We start from the raw sequence: 23,777 nt of genomic DNA on the forward strand, positions 1-23,777 counted from the left end.
GCCGCACGGCCGATGCGTTTTCGACGCGGGGCCGACGGGGATCGACAAGCCTCACCCTCGATCTCGAACAGTTATCCACATGGTTGTCCCCCCTTGTGGAAGCTGGGGAAGCACAGTGCTGTCATTCCTCCACAGCTGTGTGCACACCTGTGGAACAACACTCCTGTCATTCTCCACAGGACAGTCCACAGGTGGGGATGATCGGCCTGAGAAGCCACATCCTTACCCACACCTAGGGACTCACACGATGGGGACGCCTCCGTCCACCGCCTGTGCATGACCGTGGTACCCGCTCAGCGCCACCTGTGGGTATGTCCGGTCGTACCAGGGCGCGCTCCGCAGCAGGTGAGCGGCCTGTAGACGCAGGTCCGGCCCGGTCAGCGGGTGCGCAGCGGCTGCGTCAGCGGCTGCCGGCGAGGCTGGAGAGCCTCGAGCCCGGGGCTCAAGGAGGCGGGCCGGGGCCCGCGGCGCTCAGGAGCCGGCGACCTTGTGGAAGACCTGGAAGGCGACGGCCACGGCGAAGGCGTTGTAGCTGAAGGAGATAATCGAGTGGACGATCGTGACCTGCCGGGCCCGGCGGCTGAGGACCGAGACGTCGCTCGTGGCGAAGGAGGTCCCGATGGTGACCGCGAAGTAGAGGTACTTGAGGCTCGTGTCGTCGGGCTCACCGGGGAAGGCGAGGCTCGTGCCCCCTGAGTCCCGGTCGAGGGCCTCGTAGATGTCGGAGAAGCCGGTGTGGATGAGCATGCAGGACAGGATGACGCTGAACGCCGCGAGAACCGCCTCGACGGCCGCGGCGAGGTCCTCGGTGATCCGCCGGCCCAGGTCGAGGGCGGCGACGGCTGAGTCCAGGCCGATGAGGGCGGCGACGAAGGGCAGGACCCAGGCCCACCTGAGCCCGCGGCCGAAGACCCGGGACCTGTCGTCGCAGCGCATCGGCGCGAGGAGCTCGACCGTGACGTAGACGATGGTCATCGCCTGCCAGATGAGGAGCGCCGACAGGCTGGCCGCCACGATGTAGTACCCGACCGACATGCCCAGGGCGGTGCTCAGGACGACCTCGAGGACCGCGCGCACGGTGCGGCGCACCGGGCGCCTCGTGCGTCGTGGGCTGCACGCCATGGTCGTCTGCCTCCTGTTCTCGTGCTCTCGGGACGAGCCTGGGGCGAGCAGGCTCAGGCAGCCGGACACGGTCCGGGTGCCGGGCGGTGCCGGAGGCTGGACCCGGGGGCTCACGGGGTCTCAGCGGCGTCGGGGGAGCCGGGAACACGGGCGAACCGGGGAGCCACGTGTCCGGGCACCCGGGCTCCGGACCCGGGCTCGGGAACACGTCAGGGCCCGCTCGGAAGGCGGGCCCTGGGTGGTGGAGCCAACGGGACTCGAACCCGTAACCCCCTGCTTGCAAAGCAGGTGCGCTACCAATTGCGCCATGGCCCCTTCTCGGATCTCGGGCGTCCCGCGGCCGTGGACGCCGCGGGGCTCGGGATCAGTCGACCGGGTCGGTGACCTCGGCCCACGCGGCCCGCTGCGCACGAGCCGCCTCGACCCTCAGCCAGACGGTGTAGCCCGCCATGGCCAGGAACGAGAAAGCCGCGGCTGTGACGATCATCCGGCTCCTCATGGACCCTCCTCACGTCTCACCGCGGGCGGTGGGCCTAGCTGGACTCGAACCAGCGACCTCATCCTTATCAGGGATGCGCTCTAACCAACTGAGCTATAGGCCCGGGCGACCGGATGAGGTTAACCCGTGCGGTGACGCCGCACCAAATCGGATCAGTCGTCCGCCAGTGTGAGATGAACCCCACCGACGAGGGCCGCCGTCACGTTGTAGAGGAGAGACCCGATCGTGGCCAGGGCGGTCGTGAGGATGATGTTGACGACGACGATGACGGTGGCCATGGAGATGGCCCGGGTGAACTTCATGTACTCCAGCAGCGCCGAGTACGCGTTGGACTCCGAGTCCATGACGGTGCCGACGAGCTCCTGGATCGTGGAGAACACGTGCATGGCGTCGAGCATGAACCACACGAAGGCCGCCGCGACGACGAGCATGATCCCCACCGCCACGCTGAGCAGGAAGGAGACCTTCATGACCGACCAGGGGTCGATGCGGGTGAGCGCCAGTCGCACCCGCCGCGGGCCGGCGATCGTCTTCTTGGGGGCGCTTCCCGCGGCCGGAGAGGCGGCGGTGGACTGGTCCTCGCCACCTGCGTGCGGGAAGGACATCGGCTGGCTCATGCCTGGACCTCACTCTCGTCGTCGCCCGACGATACCGCGTCAGGCACCGACGGCGCAGCGTCAACCGGACCGGGTTCCCGTTGAGGGTCGTCACCGTCCCCCGGCTCGTCGGCCGCGGTCGGGGCCGCGGGCTCGTCGCCGTCGAGCTCGCGCTCGGCGTTGCGCGCCACGGCGATGATCCGGTCGCCCTCGTCGGGCTTGGCGAAGGTGACCCCCTGGGTGGCCCGGCCCGTGCGGGAGACCTCGGCCACCGAGGAGCGCACGACCTTGCCCGAGGCCATGATGCACAGCACCTCGTCGCTCGGCGCGGTCACGAGGGCGCCGACGAGGTCCCCACGGGCCTCAACGAGGTTGGCGACCTTGACGCCCAGGCCCCCACGGCCCTTGACCGGGTAGTCGGCCACGTTCGTGCGCTTGGCGTAGCCGCCCTCGGTGACGACGAAGAGGTCCGCGTCCTCCCATCCCGGGTCGACGACGTCCATGGCCAGCAGGCTGTCGCCGTCGCGGAAGCGCATGCCCGTCACGCCGCTCGTGGCCCGACCGGTGGGGCGCAGGGCCTCGTCGGAGGCGGTGAAGCGCAGCGACTGCCCCCGGCGGGACACGAGGAGGAGGTCCTGCCCGGCCGACAGCAGGCGGGCCGAGACGAGCTCGTCGGACAGGCCGTCGTCGTCGTGGCGCAGGTTGATGGCGATGACGCCGCCCGAGCGGTTGGAGTCGTACTCGCCCAGGCGGGTCTTCTTGACCAGGCCGCGCCTCGTGGCCAGGACGAGGTAGTCGGCCTGGGCGTAGTCCTTGAGCTCCATGACCTGGGCGATCTCCTCACCGGGCTGGAAGGCCAGGAGGTTGGCCACGTGCTGGCCCTTGGCGTCGCGGCCCCCCTCGGGCAGCTCGTAGGCCTTGGCGCGGTAGACCCGCCCGAGGTTGGTGAAGAACAGGAGCCAGTGGTGGGTGGTCGTGACGAAGAAGTGGTTGACGACGTCGTCCTCGCGCAGGGCGGCGCCCTTGACCCCCTTGCCGCCGCGGTGCTGGGAGCGGTAGGCGTCGGTGCGGGTCCGCTTGGCGTAGCCCGAGCGGGTGATGGTGACGACGACCTCCTCCTCGGGAATGAGGTCCTCCATGCTCATCTCCCCGTCGAAGGGGACGATGCGGGTGCGCCGCTCGTCGCCGTACTTCTCGACGATCTCGGCCAGCTCCTCGGAGACGATGGCGCGCTGGCGCGCCGGTGAGGCGATGATGTCGCGCAGGTCGGCCACCCGCACGCGCAGCTCGTCGGCCTCGTTCTGGATCTTGAGCCGCTCGAGGGCGGCCAGTCGCCGCAGCTGGAGGGACAGGATCGCCTCGGCCTGGGCCTCGTCGACCCCGAGCAGGCCCATGAGGCCGCTGCGCGCCTCCTCGGTCGTGGGCGAGCGGCGGATGAGGGCGATCACCTCGTCGAGGGCGTCGATGGCCGCCAGGAGCCCGGCCAGGATGTGCAGGCGCTCCTCGGCCTTGCGCAGCCGGAAGCGCGAGCGGCGCACGATGACCTCGATCTGGTGGTCGACCCAGTGCCGCACGAAGCCGTCCAGGCTCAGAGTGCGGGGCACCCCGTCGACGAGGGCGAGCATGTTGGCCGGGAAGTTGTCCTGCAGGGGCGTGCGCTTGTACAGGTTGTTGAGGACGACCTTGGCGACCGCGTCGCGCTTGAGCACGATGACGAGGCGCTGGCCGGTGCGTCCGGAGGTCTCGTCGCGGATGTCGGCGATGCCCCCGACCTGCCCGTCGCGCACGAGCTGGGCGATCTTGTCGGCGAGGTTGTCGGGGTTGACCTGGTAGGGCAGCTCGGTGACGACGAGGCACTGGCGGCCCTGGATCTCCTCGACGTTGACGACGGCGCGCTGGGTGATCGAGCCGCGCCCGGTGCGGTAGGCCTCCTCGATGCCGCGCCTGCCCAGGATCGTCGCGCCGGTGGGGAAGTCCGGCCCCGGGATGCGCTCGATGAGGGCCTCGAGGAGCTCCTCGCGGCTGGCCTGCGGGTGGTCGAGGAACCACTGGACGCCGGCGGCGACCTCGCGCAGGTTGTGCGGGGGGATGCGGGTGGCCATGCCCACCGCGATGCCCTCGGAGCCGTTGACCAGGAGGTTGGGGAAGCGGGCCGGCAGGATGGTCGGCTCCTGGTTCCTCCCGTCGTAGTTGTCCTGGAAGTCGACGGCGTCCTCGTCGATGTCGCGGACCATCTCCATGGCCAGCGGCGCCATCTTGCACTCGGTGTACCGGGGGGCGGCCGGGCCCAGGTTGCCCGGGGTGCCGAAGTTGCCCTGACCGGCCACGAGGGGGTACCGCAGGGACCACCACTGGACGAGGCGGGCCAGGGCGTCGTAGATGGCGCCGTCACCGTGGGGGTGGTAGCTGCCCATGACGTCGCCGACGATGCGCGAGGACTTGGAGAAGGAGGCCGTGGGCCGGTAGCCGCCGTCGTACATGGCGTACAGGACGCGGCGGTGGACCGGCTTGAGCCCGTCGCGCACGTCGGGCAGGGCCCGCCCGACGATGACGCTCATCGCGTAGTCGAGGTAGGAGCGCTGCATCTCCATCTGGAGGTCGACGGGCTGGACGCGCTCGGTGGTGACCACCTGCGTCGCGCCCTCCTCGCCGATCATGTCTTCACGGTCGTCGCTCACGGGTGTCCTTCGTCTGCTCAGGTCTGGGAGGTCTCGGGTTGTCGGGCCGGGATCAGATGTCCAGGAAGCGGACGTCCGCGGCGTTGCGCTGGATGAAGGAGCGGCGCTGCTCGACGTCGTCGCCCATGAGGATCGCGAAGGTCTCGTCGGCCTCCGCGGCCTCGTCGAGGGTCACCTTCTTGAGGATGCGCGTCGAGGGGTCCATCGTCGTCTCCCACAGCTCGTGGTCGTTCATCTCGCCCAGGCCCTTGTAGCGCTGGATGCCCCCGTCCTTGGGCAGGCGGCGGCCCGCCTCGGCCCCGGCGGCGAGCAGCTTGTCGCGCTCGGCGTCGGAGTAGGCGAACTCGTGCTCGGCGTTGGACCACTTGAGCCGGTACAGCGGGGGCATGGCGATGTAGGTGTGACCCTGCTCGATGAGGGGCCGCATGTAGCGGAACAGGAGGGTGAGCAGGAGGGTGGCGATGTGCTGGCCGTCGACGTCGGCGTCGGCCATGATGACGATCTTGCCGTAGCGCAGCCTCGAGATGTCGAAGTCCTCCCCGATCCCCGTGCCGAAGGCGGTGATGAGGGAGCGGATCGTGTCGCTGGACAGCGCCCGGTCCAGACGCGCCTTCTCGACGTTGAGGATCTTGCCGCGGATCGGCATGATCGCCTGGTGCTCGGGGTCGCGGCCGCCGACGGCCGAGCCGCCGGCGGAGTCCCCCTCGACGATGAAGATCTCGCACACCGATGCGTCACGGCTCGAGCAGTCGCGCAGCTTGCCGGGCATGGAGGCCGACTCCAGGACGCCCTTGCGGCGGGTGGCCTCGCGGGCCTTGCGCGCGGCCAGGCGCGCCGCGGCGGCCTGGCTCGCCTTGAGCACGACCGCCTTGGCGTCGGCGGGGTGGGAGTCGAGCCAGTCCCCGAGCTGGGAGTAGACGGTCTGCTGGACGAAGGTGCGCGCCTCGGTGTTGCCGAGCTTGGTCTTCGTCTGGCCCTCGAACTGCGGCTCGGAGAGCTTGACGGAGATGACGGCGGTCAGGCCCTCGCGGATGTCGTCGCCGGTGAGGTTGTCGTCCTTGTCCTTGATGAGGCCCTTCTCGCGGCCATACTTGTTGACCAGGGTCGTCAGGGCCGTGCGGAAGCCCTCCTCGTGGGTGCCGCCCTCGGTCGTGTTGATCGTGTTGGCGTAGGTGTGCACCGACTCGGAGTAGGCGCTCGTCCACTGCATGGCGATCTCGAGGCTGATCGAGCGGTTGTCGTCGAGGCTCTGCTCGGCCTCGAAGTCGATGATCTCGGGGTGGACGAGCTCGACCTTCTTCGACCGGTTGAGGAAGGCGACGTAGTCGCGCAGCCCGTGGTCGTAGCGGTAGGACACGAAGCGGTGCCCCTTGACCGGGTCGTCGGCGGGACCGGCCTCGTCCCCGGTGATCTCGTCTCCGGCCTCGTTGACTCCCTCGCGCTCGTCGACCAGGGTGATGCGCAGGCCCTTGTTGAGGAAGGCCATCTGCTGGAAGCGACGGCGCAGGGTCTCGTAGTCGAAGAGCACCGTCTCGAAGACGGCGGGGTCGGGGTAGAAGGTTTGGGTCGTCCCGGTCTCCTGGGTCGGCTCGCCCTTGACCAGGGGCGTCATGGGCTTGCCACCGTCACCGAAGCTCATGCGCCACACGTGCCCCTGTCGACGGATCTCGGTGTCGACCCGGGTCGACAGGGCGTTGACCACCGAGATGCCCACGCCGTGGAGCCCGCCGGAGACGGCGTAGCCGCCCCCGCCGAACTTGCCGCCCGCGTGGAGGATGGTCATGACGACCTCGACGGTCGGCTTGTGCTCGGTGGGGTGCTCGTCGACGGGGATCCCGCGCCCGTTGTCGGTGACCGTCAGGCCGCCGTCGGCACGGATGACGACCTCGATGTGGTCGCAGTAGCCCGCCAGGGCCTCGTCCACGGCGTTGTCGACGACCTCGTAGACGAGGTGGTGCAGGCCGCGCTCGCCCGTGGAGCCGATGTACATCCCCGGCCGCTTGCGCACCGCCTCGAGCCCCTCGAGGACGGTGATGTCCGAGGCGCCGTAGCCCGCCTCACCGGGGTCGACGGTCCCGGTGGCGGTCCCGGTGGTCACGGGCAGGTCCTGTCCAGACACGTGTTCGCTGCTCCTCGTCATGTGCGCCCTCGGCGCACCGTCTATGCACTCCCGTACTCGGTGCGTGCGCGGACCGCGCAGCGCGCGGGTCGGGTGCCCTGTGAGCGGGGCACCGTCCCGTGCCCCGCGGCCGCCGCAGGTCCGTCACGAACGTGTCACGCCCATGACGGGCCATGAACCCCGGGCGTGTAGGTGGGTACCTGAACGCGGCCCTGGGCGCACCATGGGCGTTCTCCGCGCCGATCCTACCGTGAACTGTCGCAGGAACGACGTCGAGACGCACGAGTTGGGGCGTGTGCAGCGTCACCCGCCTCATCCGTAGGTGTCGCGCGGTCCGCGCCCTCCTCGGGCCCCGCCGAAGCGGCCGTGGCGCCAGGTCGGTCCGGCGGGGCCGAGGACCCGGATCTCGACGGCGCCCCCCTGGGGGCCGAGCGCGGCGGCCACCTGCGCCTCGATGGTGGGCAGGAGCAGGCGCAGCTGCTGGGCCCAGGCCGAGGAGGAGGCGCGCAGGGTCAGGCGTCCCGGCTCGAAGGACTCGATCAGCGCGTGCTCGGCGATCTGCTCACCGACGATCTCGCTCCACCGCACCGACACCGAGGCGACCGCCAGCTGGGAGGCCCAGCCGTGCGACTCCGCGTAGCGGCGCAGGTCCGCCCCTCCGGTGCGCGGGTCGAAGCGCGTGGGCCCGGGCCGGTCTCGCCCGGGGGGCAGGCCCGGGCCCCGGTCGGTGCCCTCCTCGAGCCTCTCGGACGTGCCGGCGGGAGCGCGGCGCTCGTCCCAGGCGGCCACCCCGCCCTCGCCGGGCCCTCGGCGGGGAAGTGCTCGGCGTCCCGTCCCGGCCTCCCAGGCCCTGCCCCGTTCCCGGGCCACGGAGCGGCGGGCCAGCTCGTCGCCCGGTCCGCCGTCCACGGGCCCGGCCGGGCCCACCGACCCGTGGTCAGGCACGGCGGGCCTCCCCGTCGGAGACGATGAAGCGCGCCCCGCGCAGCTGGGCCGGGACGTCCTCGTCGACCGCCGCCGAGACGAGGACCTGACCGGCCTGGGCGACGAGCTCGGCCAGCGCGTCACGCCGACCGGCGTCCAGGGAGGCGAAGACGTCGTCGAGGACGAGGACCGGCTCCCCGTCGCCGCCGTAGGCGTCGACGTCGTGGCGCAGCATCTCGTAGGAGGCCAGGCGCAGGGCCAGGGCGAGGGACCACTGCTCGCCGTGGGAGGCGAAGCCCCTGGCCGGCAGGTCTCCCAGGAACAGGCTCATGTCGTCGCGGTGGGCGCCCACGAGGTTGGCCCCCCGCTCGATCTCCCGGTGGTGCAGGTCGGTCATGGCGGCCTCGAGACGCGCGGCGGTGGCCGCGGTGTCGCTCAGCGCTGCCTCCTCGGCCGACCGGTCGTCGCCCCCCGGGGACGGCTCGGGCAGGCCCTCGTGGGCCAGGAGGCTGGAGCGGTAGACGACGCCGGCCCGCGACCGCCCCCGGCTCACCTGGTCGTAGGAGGAGGCGATCCAGGGGCGCAGCCGGTCCAGGACGTCGACGCGTGCGGCGATGAGGCGTGCGGCGGCGGCGGCGAGCTGGGCGTCCCAGACCTCCAGGGTCGACATCATCGAGGCCGGCGGCCTCGACCCGCGCGAGGCGGCCCGAGCCGCCTTGAGCAGGCTGGATCGCTGGGCGAGGATCTTGTCGTGCTCGGCCCTCACCCCGGCCAGAGCCGGCTTGATGACGACGACGAGGTCGTCGAGGAAACGACGGCGCAGACCCGGCTCCTCGCGCACGAGGGACAGGTCCTCCGGGGCGAAGACGACTGTGCGCAGCACCCCGAGGATCTCGCGCGGGCGCACCTGCCCGCGGTTGAGCCTGGCGCGGTTCGCCTTGCCGGCGATGATCTCGACCTCCACGACGCTGGGACGCTGCCCGTGGACGACCCTGGCCCGCACGACGGCGCCCGAGGGCTGGGGGGTGCCGGGGCGCGCGCGTCGCACGAGCGCGGTGTCGGCGCCGACACGGTGGCTGGCGAGGGTCGACAGGTAGCCGATGGCCTCGAGCAGGTTGGTCTTGCCCTGCCCGTTGGCGCCCACGAAGGCGTTCGGTCCGGGCTCGAGCGACACGACGAGGTGCTCGTAGGAGCGGAAGTCGTCCAGTGCGAGGTCCGAGACGTGCACCGCTCACCTCCGCCCGGCGGCCGGGCTCAGCCGCCAGGGGCTCACGCGCCGAAGCGGATCGGCATGATGAGGTACCGGAAGCTCGTGTCCTCCTCGCCCCCGATGGCGCTCATCCCGGTCAGGACGGCCGGCTTGGAGGGGTGGGTGAAGTCGAGGCGCACGTAGGGCCGGTTGATCGCGCCGAGCCCGTCGAGGAGGTAGCCGGGGTTGAAGGCGGTCGAGATCTCCTCACCCTCCAGGTGGGCGACGAGCTGCTCGGAGGCCTGGGCGTCGTCACCGGTGCCCGCGTCCAGCGCCAGGTTCGACTCGGTGAAGGCCATGTGGATGGGGGTGGCCCGGTCGGCGACGAGGCTGACACGGCGTACCGCCGCCATGAGCTCCTCACGCCCGACCGTGGCGTGGATGCTCGTCGACTCGGGGAACAGGCGCAGCACGGGCGGGTAGTCGCCGTCGGTGAGCAGGCTCGTCGTCCTGCGGCCCCCCGCCTCGAAGCCGATGAGGCTCGAGGAGGGTGAGCCCGACTCGGTCAGGGCCACGGTGACCTCGCCCGCGCTGGTGAGCGACTTGGCGACGTCGGACAGGGTCCGGGCCTTGAGCAGGGCGCGGGTCGACAGCGAGGAGTCCTGCGGGGACCAGGTCATCTCGCGCACCGCCAGCCGGTAGCGGTCGGTGGCCATGAGCGTGAGCGACTCGCCGTCGACCTCGATCTGGACGCTCGTGAGCAGGGGCAGGGTCTCGTCCCTGGAGGCGGCGATCGAGACCTGGGCGACGGCCTGGGCGAGGTCGTGGGCGTCGACGGTGCCGGCCGCTCCGGGCATGGAGGGCAGGGCGGGGTAGTCCTCGGCGGCCATCGCGGCCAGGGAGAAGCGCGCGGACCCGCAGGACACGGTCATCTTCGACCCCTCGACCTCGAGGTCGACCGGCTTGGAGGGCAGCGCCTTGGCGATCTCGGCCAGGAGGCGACCTGAGACGAGGACCAGGCCCTCCTCCTCGATGTCGGCGGCCACCTCGCAGCGTGCGGAGACCTCGTAGTCGAAGGAGGCCAGGACGAGGGAGGCTCCTGTGGCCTCGAGGCGCACGCCGGCCAGGACGGGCACGGGCGGTCGCGCGGGTACGGACCGGGCCGTCCAGGTCACGGCCTCGGCCAGGACGTCGCGGTCGACCCTGAGCTTCATGTGCGTCTCCTCGTGTGGCCGGGCCAGGGGGCCCGACCCGGTGCTCGTAGCGGCCCGTGGCAGCTCCTGGCTGCTCGTCGCCGTGTGTTGTGGATGGTCATCGCGTGTCCGATCCCCGCCTGGTCGCGGGCAGGGCGGTCCACGAGGAGTGTAGATGATGGATTCCTCGCCAGCCCAGCAGCTGGCCTGATGAGTCGGCGCGGCTCACCCAGCGCTGTGTCGTCGGCGCCTCGTACGGTCGTTCGTGAGCGCGCGGTAGATGAGTGGGTGTAGGTGTTGTAGGAGGTGTGGATCCTGGGGATAACCCGGGTGCGGGCCGGAACCGGGCGCGCAGGCGGTGTGGAGCCACAGTCGTGTGATTCGGTGGAGGACGGCACCCGCCGGTGGAGGGTCCTGCGGGCCGGGATCCCTCCTCCCCAGGAGCGGGGGCGCGGGTCCACATCCTGGTGCCGCTTGTCCTCCTGGGATCCTCAGCGCGGTCCACAGGCCGACAGCCCGCGGCGCCTCAGCGCTGGGGGGACTGGGCGGCCTGCTTGATGCGGGCGGTCAGCTCGGCCACGTGGTTGTAGGTCTCACGTCGCTCGGCCATCTGGGTGCGGATCTTCTTGTCGGCGCTCATGACGGTCGTGTGGTCGCGGCCGCCGAACTCCTTGCCGATCTTGGGCAGGGACATGTCGGTCAGCTCACGGCACAGGTACATGGCGATGTGACGGGAGGACACGATCGTGCGCGAGCGGTTGGCCGAGCACAGGTCCTCGATGGTGATCCCGAAGAAGTCCGCGGTCTGGGCCATGATGAGCGCCGAGGTGATCTCCTCGCCGCCGGAGTCGGAGATGATGTCCTTGAGGACCATCTCGGCCAGGGTCTGGTCGATGGGCTGCTTGTTGAGGGAGGCGAAGGCCGTCACCCGGATGAGCGCTCCCTCGAGCTCGCGGATGTTGGTCGTCACCCGGCTGGCGATGTACTCCAGGACGTCCATCGGCACGTCGAGGCCGTCGGCGTCGGCCTTGCGCGACAGGATCGCCGTGCGGGTCTCGAGGTCCGGGGGCTGGACGTCGACGAGCAGCCCCCACTCGAAGCGGGAGCGCAGCCTGTCCTCGAAGCCTCCCAGCGCCTTGGGCGGCTGGTCGGAGGTGAGGACCACCTGCTTGTTGGCGGTGTGCAGGGCGTTGAAGGTGTGGAAGAACTCCTCGAGGGTCTGCTCCTTGCCGCCCAGGAACTGGATGTCGTCGACGAGCAGGATGTCGACCTCGCGGTAGCGGCGCTTGAAGGTGTCCATGCGGCCCTCGGCCACCGAGGCGATGAAGTCGGAGACGAACTCCTCGGAGCTGACGTACTTGACCCTGATGCCCGGGTAGAGGCTGCGGGCGTAGTGGCCGATGGCGTGGAGCAGGTGGGTCTTGCCCAGGCCGGAGCCCCCGTAGATGAACAGGGGGTTGTAGGCCTTGGCGGGGGCCTCGGCCACGGCGAGGGAGGAGGCGTGCGGCAGCCGGTTGGAGGGGCCTGACACGTAGGTGTCGAAGGTGTAGCGGGGGTTGAGACGCGAGCCGTCCTCGCCGGGGTCGGCCGGTGCGGCGGCCATCGGGCTGGGCGCCGCCACGTAGCTGGGCGTCATGGAGTGGAAGCTGGGGACGACGGCGGGCACGGGGGCCGGGCCGAAGCCGTGCTCGTGGAAGCCCGCGGCGCTGGGCACCGAGGGGGCGGTCGGGGTCCGGTCCTCCACCGTCGGCGAGGTGGGGGCGGCCACCGAGGTGGGGAAGACGGGGGCGGGCGCGGCCGGAGAGCTGTCCAAGGAGGTGTCGATCGTCACCTCGAAGGGGACCTCGTGGCCCCACACCTGGCTGAGCGCGGAGGCGATCGGACCCCGGGCGTTGTCGACGATGCCCTTGGCGAAGGCCGAGCCGGCCACGAGGACGAGGGTGCCCTCGACGTCGAGGACCCGCATCATGCGCAGCATCATGACGTTGCCCTGGCCCAGCTCGCCGGAGGTCGCCAGGACCCCCAGGGCGGCCTGCCATCGTGTTGTTGCGTCGTCAGCCACAAGTTGCTCCTGGTTCACGGATCAGAACGCGCGGTGCGTCGCCGTCAACGCCGTCGATCCCCAGCGGTGCCGACTCCTGGAGGCCGCGCGTGCCCATCATGGTGTTCTTCCACAAGGTTGTCCACACCTGGGGAGACCCGCACCTCGACGGGGAGGTGCCCGTCGTGCCAAGGATCGCAAGGCCTTGACCGTCCTGTTCGCGCCGGACGGACGCACAGGGTGACAGACCTCCTACACACAGGATGTGCGTACCGCTGCCGGCCCCTGCGCGCCCCGCGGCAGGCACGGTCGACGGCGTGTCGGGGTTCTCACCGCTCAGGGCCTCACGACGTTTGACCGTGCCGAATCGCGAACCGTATTGTGGTGCGGACGTTCGCGTGGAGTCACGTCCCGGTCCATGGGGCAGCCAGCGCGAGCGACCGTGCCGCGAGCCCGTGACGCACGGTTCCGATCATCCGACCAGGAGTACACCCGTGAGCAAGCGGACCTTTCAGCCGAACAACCGCCGTCGCGCCAAGGTGCACGGATTCCGCAAGCGCATGAGCACCCGCGCCGGCCGCGCCGTCCTCGCCGCGCGCCGCCGCAAGGGCCGCGCGCGTCTCGCCGCCTGAGGTGCTCCCGGCGCCGCACCGGATGCTGCGGTCGGATGACTTCTCGGCCGCGGTCAGGCTCGGTGCGCGCAGCGGCAGCCGCAGACTGGTCGTCCACTACAGCGCCGGCGAGTCCGGGGACGCCTCCCCGGCCCTCGTCGGCGTCGTCGTGCCCAAGAAGCAGGTCCCACGAGCGACCCGGCGCAACCGCATCAAACGCCGGGTGCGCGCTCTGATGAGCGCCCGGGTCGACCGGCTCGGTCCGGGGGCGAAGGTGGTCGTCCGGGGGCTGGCGGGGGCCGAGGGTGCGACGAGCACCGAGCTGGGGACCGATCTCGACCGCCTCCTGGAGCGCAGCATCGCCCTGGCCGGTCAGGGACGACGGCGGTGACGCAGCGGTGACACAGGTGGACTCAGCGAGCGGGCAGGGTGGTCGGTCCACGGTGCCTCGCGGTCTGACGCGGCTGCTCATCGCGCCGGTACGTCTCTACCAGCGCCACGTCTCTCCCGCCTTCGGGCGCCGCTGCCGCTACTACCCGACCTGCTCGGCCTACGCCGTCGAGGCCGTGACCACGCACGGGGCCCTCAAGGGAGTCCTCCTGGCCGCCTGGAGGCTGGTGCGCTGCAACCCGCTCACGCCCGGCGGCGTCGACCACGTGCCCGACCCGGGCAGGTGGCGCTACCACCATCCCCACGACGTTCCCCGTTTCACGATCGACGCCCTCGAGCGTTGAGGCGACGGGACCGGCCGGATCCTCCGGCCCTCGGGGCCCGCTGCCCCGCCTGACAACAAGGAGTGCAATGGACACCATCCTGTGGCCGCTCAAGGTGGCCGTCGCCTGGGTGATGGTCTACATCCACAAGTTCCTCGTCCTCATCGGCTTCCCGGACGGCTCGGGTGTCGCCTGGGTCCTGTCGATCGTCGGGCTGACGATCTTCATGCGCATCCTCATCTTCCCGTTGTTCGTCAAGCAGATCAGGGCCTCCCGCGGCATGCAGCTCATGCAGCCCGAGCTCCAGGCCCTCCAGGCGAAGTACAAGGGCAAGAAGGACCCGGTCTCCCAGCAGCGCCAGCAGGAGGAGATGATGGCGCTGTACCGCAAGCACGGAACGAACCCCTTCTCCTCGTGCTTCCCGATCCTGTTGCAGATGCCGATCTTCTTCGCGCTGTTCCGGGTGCTGGCCTCGCTGGAGGCCGTGGCCACGGGGACCTACGCGAACCACGACTCGATCGGCCCGCTCACCGCCGAGCTGGCCGAGGACGTGCAGAACTCGACGGTCTTCGGGGCCAACCTGTCGGCGTCCTTCATGAACAGCGACTCGCTGCAGGTCAAGGTCGTCACGGTGGTCCTCATCGTGCTCATGTCCGTGACCCAGTGGTACACGATGGCGCAGCTGAGCATGAAGAACATGCCCGAGTCGGTCAAGAACTCGGACAACCCGATGATCCGAAGCCAGCGGATCATGATCACGGTTATGCCGATCTTCTTCGCCTTCACCGGCGTGCAGTTCCAGATCGGTGTGCTCGTCTACTGGCTGACCACCAACCTGTGGACGATGGGCCAGCAGTTCTTCACGATCCGCAACATGCCGGCCCCGGGGTCCGACGCCGAGAAGAAGTACCGGGCCCGGGTCAACGCCAAGCGCGCGCGCAAGGGCCTGCCCTCCCTCGAGGAGGAGGAGAGGGCCAAGAAGGAGGCCGAGGGCGCCACGAGCGGCGGGCAGCGCAACCAGCCGGTGCGCAAGGACCGCCAGCGCAGGAGCGTGAGCCCCACCACCGAGGCGGAATCGGGCGCGCAGGCAGGCGCGGAGGACAAGGAGACAGCCCCCGGTGGCCTGACCCCTGAGGAGATCGCCCGCCGGCGCTACGAGCGTCGGGCGCGTGAGCGCAAGCAGGCTGCGGCCAAGCGCAAGGCCCAGAACCGCAAGAAGCAGAACCGCAAGAAGTAGGTCAGCAGGAATCGCCCCACCTTAGATAGGGATTTACTATGAGTGAGAACACTGCGCCGTCGACAACCGTCAAGCGCCTCGAGGAGGAGGGCGAGATCGGCGCCGACTACCTCGAGGAGCTGCTCGATATCGCCGACCTCGGAGGGGATATCGATATCGACATCGACCACGGCCGGGCCTCGGTCGCGATCGTGGCCTCCGAGGAGGGAGATGAGCGGGAGCTCGCCGATCTCGTCGGCAGGGACGGGGAGGTGCTTGAGGCCGTCCAGGAGCTGACCCGCTTGGCGGTCCAGGCCCGCACGGGCAACCGCTCGCGTCTCATGCTCGACATCAACGGTTTTCGCGCGGCCCGTCGGGCTGAGCTGACCGCGGTCGCCCAGGAGGCGGTGGCCCGGGTGCGGGACACCGGTCAGACCGTCGCACTGGAGCCGATGAACCCCTTCGAGCGCAAGGTCTGCCACGACGTCGTCGCCGCCGCGGGCCTCGTCTCGGAGTCCGAGGGCGCCGAGCCCCACCGCTATGTCGTCGTCATGCCCGCCTCTCAGGAGGAGCCCGGAGACGACGAGGCAGAGGACTGATCCGTGGTCGACGAGGAGCAGGGGCCCGGGGCCGGTGAGGTGGTTCCGGAGGAGGCCAGCGAGGAGGTCCGGGAGCTCTTCGGCCTGTCTTTCAGTGCGGCCGAGCACTTCGCGCAGATGCTCGTCGCCGAGGGTGAGCTCCGGGGGCTCCTCGGCCCTCGTGAGTTGCCCCGGCTGTGGAGCCGCCACCTCGTCAACTCCGCCGCGGTCGTGCCCTTCCTGCCCGCACGCGGGACCGTCGCTGACGTCGGCTCGGGCGCGGGCCTGCCCGGGGTCGTCGTCGCCCTCCTGCGTCCTGACCTCGACGTCACCCTCATCGAGCCGATGGAGCGGCGCGTCGACTGGCTCGAGCACGTCGTCGTCGAGCTCGACCTCGACAACGTGACCGTCCGACGCGCCCGAGCCGAGGAGGTCAGGGACCGGTACGACGCCGTGACCGCTCGTGCCGTGGCCAACCTGTCCAAGCTGGTCCGGCTCACCTCCCCCTTGCTCCGTCAGGGAGGAAGCCTGCTCGCCCTCAAGGGGGCCCGGGCGGAGACCGAGGTCGAGGAGGCCAGGTACGTCATCAAGAAGGCGAAGCTCGAGCCGGCCGTCGTCCACGAGGTGCTCACCGTGGGCGAGGAGCTGACGAAGGTCGTCGAGGTCCGGCGCCCCAGACGCGGCTGAGGCACCGTCGCGGGCTCGGCGCGTCACGTGGAGTGCCGCCCGTCTGCGGTGCGACGCGCCCGAGGTCGTGGGGCATCCGTCTTCCTCGCGTACACTGAAGCATCCGGACGGCACGCGCCGTCGGGACGTCGTCGTCCGAGGAGAAGCAGTTGACGGGATCGTCCATCTTCGATCAGCTCCGGGCTGACCGATCGGCGCTGGAGGGACTGGCTGAAGGCGGTTTTCCGCGCCCAGACCATACGCGCATCATCGCGGTCGCCAATCAGAAAGGCGGGGTGGGGAAGACATCGACGGCGGTCAACGTCGCCGCAGCCCTGGCCGACGCGGGGCTGCAGGTCCTTGTCATCGACGCCGACTCTCAGGGCAACGCCTCGACCGCTCTTGGCGTCCCCCATGACGAGGAGCACGCGTCGATCTACGACGTGCTCGTCGAGGGCGCGTCGATCGACGAGGTGGTCGTCCAGACCCATTTCGCCCAGTCCCTGTGGTGCGTGCCCTCGACCATCGACGTCGCGGCCGTGGAGATCGAGCTCATCGGCTCCAGCGAGCGGGAGTCGAGGTTGAGGATCGCGCTGGGTGAGTACATCGCCTCCCGGGAGCGTCAGGGCATGGACAGGCTCGACTACGTGCTCATCGACTGCCCGCCGTCCCTGGGCATCATGACGATCAACGCCTTCGTCGCCGCCGGGGAGGTGCTCATCCCGATGCAGGCCGAGTACTACGCCCTCGAGGGCCTGGCCCTCCTGTCGAAGTCGGTCGAGCGGATCGCCGCCATCCACAACCCCGGTCTGGCCGTGTCCATGATCGCACTGACGATGTTCGACAAGCGCACGACCCTGGCCCGTGAGGTCGAGGAGGAGGTGCGTACCTACTTCCCGAGCGCGACGCTCGACACGAAGATCCCGCGCTCGGTGCGCGTGGCGGAGGCCCCGTCCTTCGGCGCGCCGGTCGTCTTCTGGGACCCGCGCTCGACGGGGGCCGTCGCCTACGCCATGCTTGCTCAGGAGATCGCGCAACGTGGCGTCTCACAGGAGCACGAGTTCGAGGCTGACGACGTCAACGAGGAGGAGTGAGCATGGCTCAGAAGAAGCGGGGCCTGGGTCGGGGGCTCCAGGCGCTCATCCCGGACGCGCAGGTCGAGACGCCAGTGCGCCGCCCCTCGGACGTGTTCTTCCCTGAGGGCGCCCGGGACGAGGAGGCTGCACCGGATGGGGAGCCCGCGGAGACCGCCCCGGCGCGACGGCGCTCCGACGACGTCGCCGCAACCCTGCTCGCGCCGTCGAAGCGGGCGCGGCGACCCGCGCGCAGTGGGTCGCGGAAGAAGTCCGAGACGAACGCCGCGGCGGCGCCTGTCGAGCAGGTCGACAGTGCGGACCGGTCGGGCGGAGCCGAGGACGGTGTTTCACGTGAAACACCGCGTCAGTCAGCCGGAGGCCCGGCCTCTCGGAGGCAGACGAGGGCTCGCGGCACGACGAGCTCGGCTCAGGCACAGACTGCCGAGGCGGACAGCGCGGCGGCCAGTGGCGAGGAGCCGGCTGCCGAGGCGCAGCGCGGCGGGAGTCCTGCTCAGCCGGCGCGCGAGGCGGTCGAGGTGGCCCCTGTCGTCGAGGTCGACGGAGAGGACGCGTCACCCGCCCAGGAGGTTCCTCATGAGGTGACGGTGGAGACGGCTGGTACCTCGGAGGGCGCGGCGCCCCACGACACGGAGGAGGAGCAGGCCGAGGCGGTTGATCTCGTGCCGGTGCCCGGGGCGACCTTCGCAGAGCTCCCTGTTGACCTCATCGTGCCCAACCCCCAGCAGCCTCGCCAGGTCTTCGACGAGGAGGACATCGCCGAGCTGGCGGACTCTATCCGCGAGGTGGGCCTTCTCCAGCCGATCGTCGTGCGACGGCTGGACCTGGACGACGAGAACCCCGAGGGTCCCAGCTACGAGCTCATCATGGGCGAGCGCAGGCTTCGCGCCGCCAAAGAGGTGGGTATGGAGACGATCCCCGCCGTCGTGCGCTACACGGCGGATGAGGACCTCCTCCGCGACGCTCTGCTCGAGAACCTGCACCGGGTCCAGCTCAACCCCCTTGAGGAGGCGGCCGCCTACCAGCAGCTTCTCGAGGACTTCAACTGCACCCATGCCGAGCTGTCCCAGAAGATCGCCCGGTCGCGCTCCCAGATCTCGAACACGCTGCGTCTCATGAAGCTGCCCCCTCTTGTGCAGCGGCGCCTGGCTGCCGGCGTCCTGTCGGCGGGCCACGCGCGCTCGCTTCTCGGCCTGCCCGACGCTGCGGCCATGGAGAGGCTGGCCCAGCGCATCGTGGCTGAAGGGTTGTCTGTGCGCGCGACCGAGGAGCTTGTCGCGCTTCACGACGAGCCGGCCCCGGCGCGCGGCGCCGCGGTGCTGCGCGCACGCAGCACTCCCTTGCCGGCCCTGTCGACAAGGCTCTCGGACGCCTTCGACACTCGCGTCAAGGTGACCCGGGGCGCGAAGAAGGGCAGGATCACGATTGAGTTCGCCGGTGAGGACGATCTCGCCCGCCTTATTGAGGCGCTGGCACCAGGGACCTCACTCGACGAGGACTAGCGCACCGCGACCAGCGCTCGCACCAGTGCTCACGGCGGGGCCTCCATGCGGAGGCCCCGCCGTTGTTTCACGTGAAACACGGATGCCGGGTCCGGGGCGGCAACTGCTTGGGTTCCACCCTCCCCCGAGAGCCATCGGCACCTCATGGAGCGGAGGTTCGGCATTGCGATGTTTCACGTGAAACCGGGATGGCGAGGGCGACCGGTACCGGCTATGTCGATGCGCTCGACAATGCATCGACTCGGGTCGATGACAGCGGCAGTAGTGTGCAGCCCGTGACGCGGAGGAGTGCTGGCCGATTGACGTGCTCTCGCGGGATGGGCCTCCGACCGGTGGTTGTCCGTGAGGACGGCGGCGCGATCGACAACTGCGTGCGTCGATTGCGCGGTCACGCATGTGCCGGCGCTCTGGAAGCCACCTGGAGGGGACGGGAGAGCCGAGGCCGTGTTTCACGTGAAACACGGCCACGGCTCTCCCGGATGCGGCGTGGTCGTCACTGTCGTAAGCACGGCTGACCGGAGCTCCCTCTCCCAGAGCGTTACTGACCACAGCCTGGACCACCACCGTGCTTCTGGAGGCCACCTCATCGGGTGGGTGGCGTGCGAGAGGTGGACTGCGCGAGCGCGGGAACCACCGCCTCAGTTGCCCTCCGTGGCTGGCGAGCAGGTCGCAGTGTTTCACGTGAAACATGGAGTGTCCCGGGCTCCCTCGGGTGGTAGGTGACCGGAGGCCGGCTCAGGGTGCGGAGAGGGTCACCGTCCGTGTCGGAAGGGGCTGCGCGCGTCCCGCTTCGCGTGCAGCCTGAGGGTGCTGTGCCCAACTCATTGCATGTACGGAATGAGGGTGATAGGCCGGAGTAGCGGGGCGGGGTGACAAGGCGGAGCGGCAGAGCGGAGTGACGGTCGGGAGGCGTGCAGCCTCGATCTCGGGAGAAGGCTTGTCTCCTGCCCCTGTCGCGCTCTGCGCCTGACCGTCCCGCGGTGCGCAACGGGGCCGGAGCGCGTCACCCTCAGGACGTGATGTCGGGGCGAGGATCTGCGTGTTGCGTCGATCAGTCGCGTGGCCCGATCGTCACCGACGCGGAGGGGCTGATTGCCTCGTGAGGCGACGGTCATGAGCCAGGGCCCGTCGATGGCACTCAGCGAGATGTGTGGTGCCCGCCTGACTGTGTAGGCACCAGCACCGGGCGAAGCAGACCGCAGTCGATGGTCGAGTGCGGTGCACACAAGGGATGACATGGTCCGCACGTGTTTCACGTGAAACCTTGTGTGTGAGGCAGTCCCGACTATTCCGTCCCGTCCTGTTGGCATGAGAGCAGCAACTGGCGGGCCCTGCTACTGCGCGGCAGGTCGAGACACCGTCGGACTCTTCGGGCAGGCAGGGCACAGCACATGACAGAGACACGTGTCGTGGAGAAGTCCCTCCTGCCCCGGGCATCCTCACGCCCCGACGTACTTATGGCCGGGATCGGATCGCCCGGGCAACCCGTCGTCACCGACGCGGAACGATGACCCGAGGTATGCGCGCAGCCCCACAGCGATCGTCGGACGGTGAGACAGTAAAAGCTCTGCTTCACGACGGGACGTCGTGGAGGTGTTTCACGTGAAACAACGACGCAGCGCTGGGACGGAGCGCGCGATGCATGTTCGGCGGGGGCACGGCGTGGCCACCGCCTCGACGCCTCCCTCCCGGACCTCCGGGCGGTTACGACGTGTCCCCGGGACGTGCGGACCCAGTTATGCTCGAACACCCCCACTGAACGAAGTCCGAGAGCTCCGCGGCTGCATGGACGGGGTGGGACTCCTTCCCCGACCGCACCGGCGATCGCGTGTCTGGCTGGCACGGTGGTCGCAGAGTAGAGGGACACGTGAGCTGGAGGCCGCACATACCCTCGGCCTCGAGATCGCCGCCGGGCGTCAACATCCTCCCCACCACCGTCCCGACGGTCCTTCCGCCCTGGCCACCTGACCCACGACGACGGACGGAGCAACCGGCACGAGGACCCGGGACCTGGCGCTCGGATTGTGGGCGAGAGTGAGAGCTCTGTTCTGTCACGGGACGTCGTGGAGGTGTTTCACGTGAAACAACGACGCAGCGCTGGGACGGAGCGCGCGAAGCATGTCGGTGTGGCGCGACAGGCGGCTCCGCCCTCGACCGCTCTGCCCCAATGGAGCTCACCGATCACAGCAGTCGAGCGGAGCAGGACGCCGGCTCGACGGTCTCGGCTGTCGCCGCCGTCCCACACGCGGCGTGCTCATGGCAGGGAGCCACGGCGATGAAGCTCCTTGTCCGGGAGGGCTGAACGCTCGATCGCCGTGCGGCGATCAGATGCCGGGGTCACGCCCGACAGTTCGACAGCGGGAGGACAGACAGCCGAGAGCGGGGCGGGAAGATGGCACCCGGAAATGCCGTGTCCCTTCCGGCGAGGTGGCCTGTCGTGTTTCACGTGAAACACGACAGGCCACCTCGCCGGCAGCATGACGCAGATCGTGAGCGAGAGACATCCTGAGATTGACCGTCGGTGGACGCGTGTCATCGAGGGGTCTTCGCCGCGGTGGTGAGACGCGCACGGTGTGCGAGTCAGGCGCAGGAGTGTCAGTCGCGCCGTCTGACTCGAGCCAGCGTGGGACGAGTTGCTCGCTGCGGTCCGCCATCGGTCTCCCGGATGGGAGACCGACCGCGTGGGTGTTTCACGTGAAACATCAGCAGGAGACGGGGAAGACGACCAGTCGGACGAGCGAGCACGGCGACGAGGACATGCGGGGAGGGGGCAAAGACCCCTGTGTTTCACGTGAAACACGGGCCCTCCTCCGGGTGGAGAAGAGCCCGTGCTGCTCGCGGGTCACGGAGTGACGAGCGGCGAGTGGACGAGGGCGTCGTAGAGGCCGGGAAGGTCGCCGTCGGCCTCTGCTGCGAGAGGCAGGAGCGATGTCTCGGTCATCCCCGGGACGACGTTGACGTCGATGAACCACGGAGTCCCGCTCTCGTCGAGAATGAGGTCGGTCCGTGAGATGTTGCCCAGACCAAGAGTCGTGTGAACGGTGAGCGCGGTCTCCTGCACCCGCGTGAGTGTCTCCTGCGGTAGACGTGCGGGCACGAAGTACTCCGAACGGCCGGGGTTGTAGCGCGCGTCGAAGTCGTACTGACCGTCGGTAACGACCTCGACCGGCGGCAGGGCACGAGGACCCTCACCCGTGTTGACGACCGAGACGGCCAGCTCGGTGCCACTCACGTACTTCTCGATGAGGGCACGCTCGTCGTAGGAGAAGCAGGCGACCATCGCACGACGAAGCTCATCGGCATCGGTCACGTAGGACACGCCGAGTCCCGAGCCCCCCTGGTTCGGCTTGACGATGACGGGAAGGTCGAGGTGAGCCGCGACGACGCCGAGGACGTCCTGCGCGCCGAGCTGGCTGAAGTACGCCTTGGGCAGGGTGACGGAGTCCGGCGTGAGGACCCCTCCGGTGCGCACGGTCGCCTTGGCGGTGGGCTTGAAGGAGGCTCGCTGACAGCCGTCGGAGTGGGTGCCGACGTAGGGCAGGCCCAGGGCGATGAGCACGTTCTGGAGACCGCCGTCCTCACCGTCACCGCCGTGGACAAGCGGCCAGACGACGTCCGGTCCGAAGGCTCGGAGCGAGGCGATGGTGCGGGCGTCGACGTCGAGGACGATGACGGTGTGCCCGAGGTGCTTGAGGACCGAGGCGACGCGGTTGCCGGACCTGAGCGAGACATCGCGCTCGTGGCTGAGGCCACCGGCGAGGACGGCGATACGAAGGGGGTCACTCGTCTCGTGGAGCGGGGCGGAGGTGGTCATGCTGTGTCCTCAGATCTGGTCGGGTGCGGGGGCGACGACGCCGCCTGACGGCAGGGATCGGGTGGGTCCGAACAGGGAGACGAGCTCGAGGTCCTGGCTGACGACCTCGGACAGGCGCCGGACTCCCTCCCTGATCTCGACGGGCTCCGGGTAGCAGAAGGACAGGCGCATGTGGTCCTGTCCGGCGACACCTCCTGGATAGAAGGCGGTGCCCGAGACGTAGGCGACGAGGTTGGTCACTGCGCGCGGCAGCATGTCCTTGGCGTCGAGTCCCTCGGGAAGCCCCACCCACACGTAGAAGCCCCCGTCGGGGACGTTCCACGTGCACATGGGCATGAACTCCTCGAGGGCGGAGACCATCGCGTCCCGACGACCGCGGTACATCCCGCGGAACTCCTCGATCTGCTGCTTCCAGTCGAAGCCGTCGAGGTACATCGAGATGGAGTACTGCCCCACCGAGCTCGGGCACAGGATCGCCGCCTCGGAGGCGAGCTTCATCTTCTCGCGCACCGCGGAGGGGGCGACCGCCCAGCCGACGCGATAGCCGGGAGCGAAGATCTTGGAGAAGGAGCCCAGGTAGACGACGTCCTCGGGGGCGAGGGTCTTGAGCGCCGTGTAGGTCTGCCCGTCGAAGCCGAGAAGCCCGTAGGGGTTGTCCTCGACGATGAGGATATGGTGCCGTCGGCAGATCTCGATGATCTGAGGACGCCGCTCCTCCGACAGGGTGACCCCCGCAGGATTGTGGAAGTTCGGCAGGCAGTAGTAGAACTTGATCGGACGTCCGGCCTTCTCGAGGCGGATGATCCGCTCCTCGAGGGCCTCGGGGATGATCCCGTCGGCGTCGATGGGGACCTGCTGGACGTCAGCCTGGTAGGTGGCGAAGATCGACAGCGAGCCGACATAGGTCGGTGCCTCGGCGAGGATGACGTCGCCGGGGTCGATGAAGAGCTCGGTGATGATGTCGACCGCCTGCTGGGAGCCGGTCGTGACGATGACGTCCTCGGGGTCGGCAGCGATGCCCTCGAGCGCCATGATCTCGGGAATCTGCTCGCGCAGACGCGGAAGACCCTGGCCGTTGCCGTACTGGAGGGCACGACCGCCGTCCTTGCGGATCATGCGCGCCGTCGCCTCGGCCAGGCGGTCGAGCGGCAGGTCCTTGAGGTTGGGCATCCCCCCCGCCAGGGAGACGACCTCGGGGCGGGCTGCGACCGCGAAGAGTGAG

The 23,777-nt window shown here is 69.7% G+C and carries 19 protein-coding genes and 2 tRNA genes; 8 read left to right on the forward strand and 13 right to left on the reverse strand.

The features are described from left to right. Positions 1 to 471: 471 nt before the first annotated feature. The 11 genes from EL245_RS08420 to dnaA form a co-directional block, all read right to left on the reverse strand. Positions 472 to 1,122, reverse strand: a complete 651-nt coding sequence (locus EL245_RS08420; RefSeq protein WP_126382735.1) for a DUF1345 domain-containing protein — start codon at positions 1,120 to 1,122, stop codon at positions 472 to 474. A 239-nt stretch (positions 1,123 to 1,361) separates the two neighbouring features. After that, positions 1,362 to 1,437, reverse strand: a tRNA-Ala gene (locus EL245_RS08425). 49 nt (positions 1,438 to 1,486) lie between these two features. Next, positions 1,487 to 1,609 (reverse strand): DLW-39 family protein, encoded by a 123-nt coding sequence (locus EL245_RS13695; protein ID WP_232009685.1) that lies wholly within the window; start codon positions 1,607 to 1,609, stop codon positions 1,487 to 1,489. Between the two features lie 41 nt (positions 1,610 to 1,650). Then, positions 1,651 to 1,724, reverse strand: a tRNA-Ile gene (locus EL245_RS08430). A 49-nt stretch (positions 1,725 to 1,773) separates the two neighbouring features. Beyond that, entirely contained in the window at positions 1,774 to 2,238 is a 465-nt protein-coding gene (locus EL245_RS08435; RefSeq protein ID WP_126382736.1) for a DUF3566 domain-containing protein, read from the reverse strand. After that, positions 2,235 to 4,895, reverse strand: a complete 2,661-nt coding sequence (gene gyrA, locus EL245_RS08440) for a DNA gyrase subunit A (protein ID WP_126382737.1) — start codon at positions 4,893 to 4,895, stop codon at positions 2,235 to 2,237. Before gyrA ends, EL245_RS08435 begins: the two co-directional genes overlap by 4 nt. 52 nt (positions 4,896 to 4,947) lie before the next feature. Further along, entirely contained in the window at positions 4,948 to 7,035 is a 2,088-nt protein-coding gene (gene gyrB / locus EL245_RS08445) for a DNA topoisomerase (ATP-hydrolyzing) subunit B (protein WP_232009687.1), read from the reverse strand. Positions 7,036 to 7,326: 291 nt separating this feature from the next. Continuing rightward, positions 7,327 to 7,959: a DUF721 domain-containing protein gene (locus tag EL245_RS08450; protein WP_232009689.1), complete on the reverse strand. Its 633-nt coding sequence runs from the start codon at positions 7,957 to 7,959 to the stop codon at positions 7,327 to 7,329. Next, complete coding sequence (gene recF, locus EL245_RS08455) at positions 7,952 to 9,166, reverse strand: DNA replication/repair protein RecF (RefSeq protein ID WP_126382739.1); 1,215 nt, start codon at positions 9,164 to 9,166, stop codon at positions 7,952 to 7,954. Before recF ends, EL245_RS08450 begins: the two co-directional genes overlap by 8 nt. A 41-nt stretch (positions 9,167 to 9,207) precedes the next feature. Beyond that, positions 9,208 to 10,341, reverse strand: coding sequence for a DNA polymerase III subunit beta (gene dnaN / locus EL245_RS08460; protein WP_126382740.1), 1,134 nt, complete (start codon positions 10,339 to 10,341; stop codon positions 9,208 to 9,210). A 505-nt stretch (positions 10,342 to 10,846) separates the two neighbouring features. Continuing rightward, positions 10,847 to 12,382: a chromosomal replication initiator protein DnaA gene (gene dnaA, locus EL245_RS08465; RefSeq protein WP_126382741.1), complete on the reverse strand. Its 1,536-nt coding sequence runs from the start codon at positions 12,380 to 12,382 to the stop codon at positions 10,847 to 10,849. 473 nt (positions 12,383 to 12,855) lie between these two features. On the opposite strand from dnaA, the gene rpmH reads away from it, so the two are divergent. The 8 genes from rpmH (at position 12,856) to EL245_RS08505 (ending at position 18,741) form a co-directional block, all read left to right on the forward strand. Beyond that, the gene (rpmH, locus tag EL245_RS08470) at positions 12,856 to 12,993 is read left to right on the forward strand and encodes a 50S ribosomal protein L34 (RefSeq protein WP_126382742.1); all 138 of its coding nucleotides are present in this window, start codon (positions 12,856 to 12,858) and stop codon (positions 12,991 to 12,993) included. A gap of 1 nt (position 12,994) precedes the next feature. Further along, positions 12,995 to 13,363 (forward strand): ribonuclease P protein component, encoded by a 369-nt coding sequence (gene rnpA, locus EL245_RS08475; protein ID WP_126382743.1) that lies wholly within the window; start codon positions 12,995 to 12,997, stop codon positions 13,361 to 13,363. 52 nt (positions 13,364 to 13,415) lie between these two features. Further along, positions 13,416 to 13,706 (forward strand): membrane protein insertion efficiency factor YidD, encoded by a 291-nt coding sequence (yidD, locus tag EL245_RS08480; protein WP_126382744.1) that lies wholly within the window; start codon positions 13,416 to 13,418, stop codon positions 13,704 to 13,706. A gap of 67 nt (positions 13,707 to 13,773) precedes the next feature. Then, on the forward strand, positions 13,774 to 14,922 hold the full coding sequence (gene yidC / locus EL245_RS08485) for a membrane protein insertase YidC (protein ID WP_126382745.1): 1,149 nt from the start codon (positions 13,774 to 13,776) through the stop codon (positions 14,920 to 14,922). 38 nt (positions 14,923 to 14,960) lie between these two features. After that, the gene (locus EL245_RS08490) at positions 14,961 to 15,500 is read left to right on the forward strand and encodes a Jag family protein (protein WP_126382746.1); all 540 of its coding nucleotides are present in this window, start codon (positions 14,961 to 14,963) and stop codon (positions 15,498 to 15,500) included. 3 nt (positions 15,501 to 15,503) lie between these two features. Then, positions 15,504 to 16,166 (forward strand): 16S rRNA (guanine(527)-N(7))-methyltransferase RsmG, encoded by a 663-nt coding sequence (gene rsmG / locus EL245_RS08495; protein WP_232009692.1) that lies wholly within the window; start codon positions 15,504 to 15,506, stop codon positions 16,164 to 16,166. Positions 16,167 to 16,315: 149 nt separating this feature from the next. Then, positions 16,316 to 17,239, forward strand: a complete 924-nt coding sequence (locus EL245_RS08500; protein ID WP_126382747.1) for a ParA family protein — start codon at positions 16,316 to 16,318, stop codon at positions 17,237 to 17,239. A 2-nt stretch (positions 17,240 to 17,241) separates the two neighbouring features. Then, positions 17,242 to 18,741 carry a ParB/RepB/Spo0J family partition protein gene (locus tag EL245_RS08505; RefSeq protein ID WP_126382748.1) on the forward strand — a complete coding sequence of 500 codons (1,500 nt, stop codon included), beginning with the start codon at positions 17,242 to 17,244 and terminating at the stop codon, positions 18,739 to 18,741. A 2,842-nt stretch (positions 18,742 to 21,583) separates the two neighbouring features. Here the strand turns inward: EL245_RS08505 and EL245_RS08510 are convergent. Together EL245_RS08510 and EL245_RS08515 are read right to left on the reverse strand one after the other, a co-directional pair. Then, positions 21,584 to 22,555, reverse strand: a complete 972-nt coding sequence (locus EL245_RS08510; RefSeq protein ID WP_126382749.1) for a D-alanine--D-alanine ligase family protein — start codon at positions 22,553 to 22,555, stop codon at positions 21,584 to 21,586. A gap of 9 nt (positions 22,556 to 22,564) precedes the next feature. Then, positions 22,565 to 23,725, reverse strand: a complete 1,161-nt coding sequence (locus tag EL245_RS08515; protein WP_408608404.1) for an aminotransferase-like domain-containing protein — start codon at positions 23,723 to 23,725, stop codon at positions 22,565 to 22,567. Positions 23,726 to 23,777 lie beyond the last annotated feature (52 nt).

Source organism: Actinomyces howellii (assembly GCF_900637165.1).
Taxonomy (GTDB): domain Bacteria; phylum Actinomycetota; class Actinomycetes; order Actinomycetales; family Actinomycetaceae; genus Actinomyces; species Actinomyces howellii.

Coding starts and splice junctions, on each gene's coding strand:
- EL245_RS08420 (WP_126382735.1), bottom strand. CDS start 1,122: ATGGCGTGCAGCCCACGACGCACGAGGCGCCCGGTGCGCCGCACCGTG.
- EL245_RS13695 (WP_232009685.1), bottom strand. CDS start 1,609: ATGATCGTCACAGCCGCGGCTTTCTCGTTCCTGGCCATGGCGGGCTAC.
- EL245_RS08435 (WP_126382736.1), bottom strand. CDS start 2,238: ATGAGCCAGCCGATGTCCTTCCCGCACGCAGGTGGCGAGGACCAGTCC.
- gyrB (WP_232009687.1), bottom strand. CDS start 7,035: ATGACGAGGAGCAGCGAACACGTGTCTGGACAGGACCTGCCCGTGACC.
- dnaN (WP_126382740.1), bottom strand. CDS start 10,341: ATGAAGCTCAGGGTCGACCGCGACGTCCTGGCCGAGGCCGTGACCTGG.
- yidC (WP_126382745.1), top strand. CDS start 13,774: ATGGACACCATCCTGTGGCCGCTCAAGGTGGCCGTCGCCTGGGTGATG.
- EL245_RS08490 (WP_126382746.1), top strand. CDS start 14,961: ATGAGTGAGAACACTGCGCCGTCGACAACCGTCAAGCGCCTCGAGGAG.
- EL245_RS08505 (WP_126382748.1), top strand. CDS start 17,242: ATGGCTCAGAAGAAGCGGGGCCTGGGTCGGGGGCTCCAGGCGCTCATC.
- EL245_RS08510 (WP_126382749.1), bottom strand. CDS start 22,555: ATGACCACCTCCGCCCCGCTCCACGAGACGAGTGACCCCCTTCGTATC.
- EL245_RS08515 (WP_408608404.1), bottom strand. CDS start 23,725: ATGCCCAACCTCAAGGACCTGCCGCTCGACCGCCTGGCCGAGGCGACG.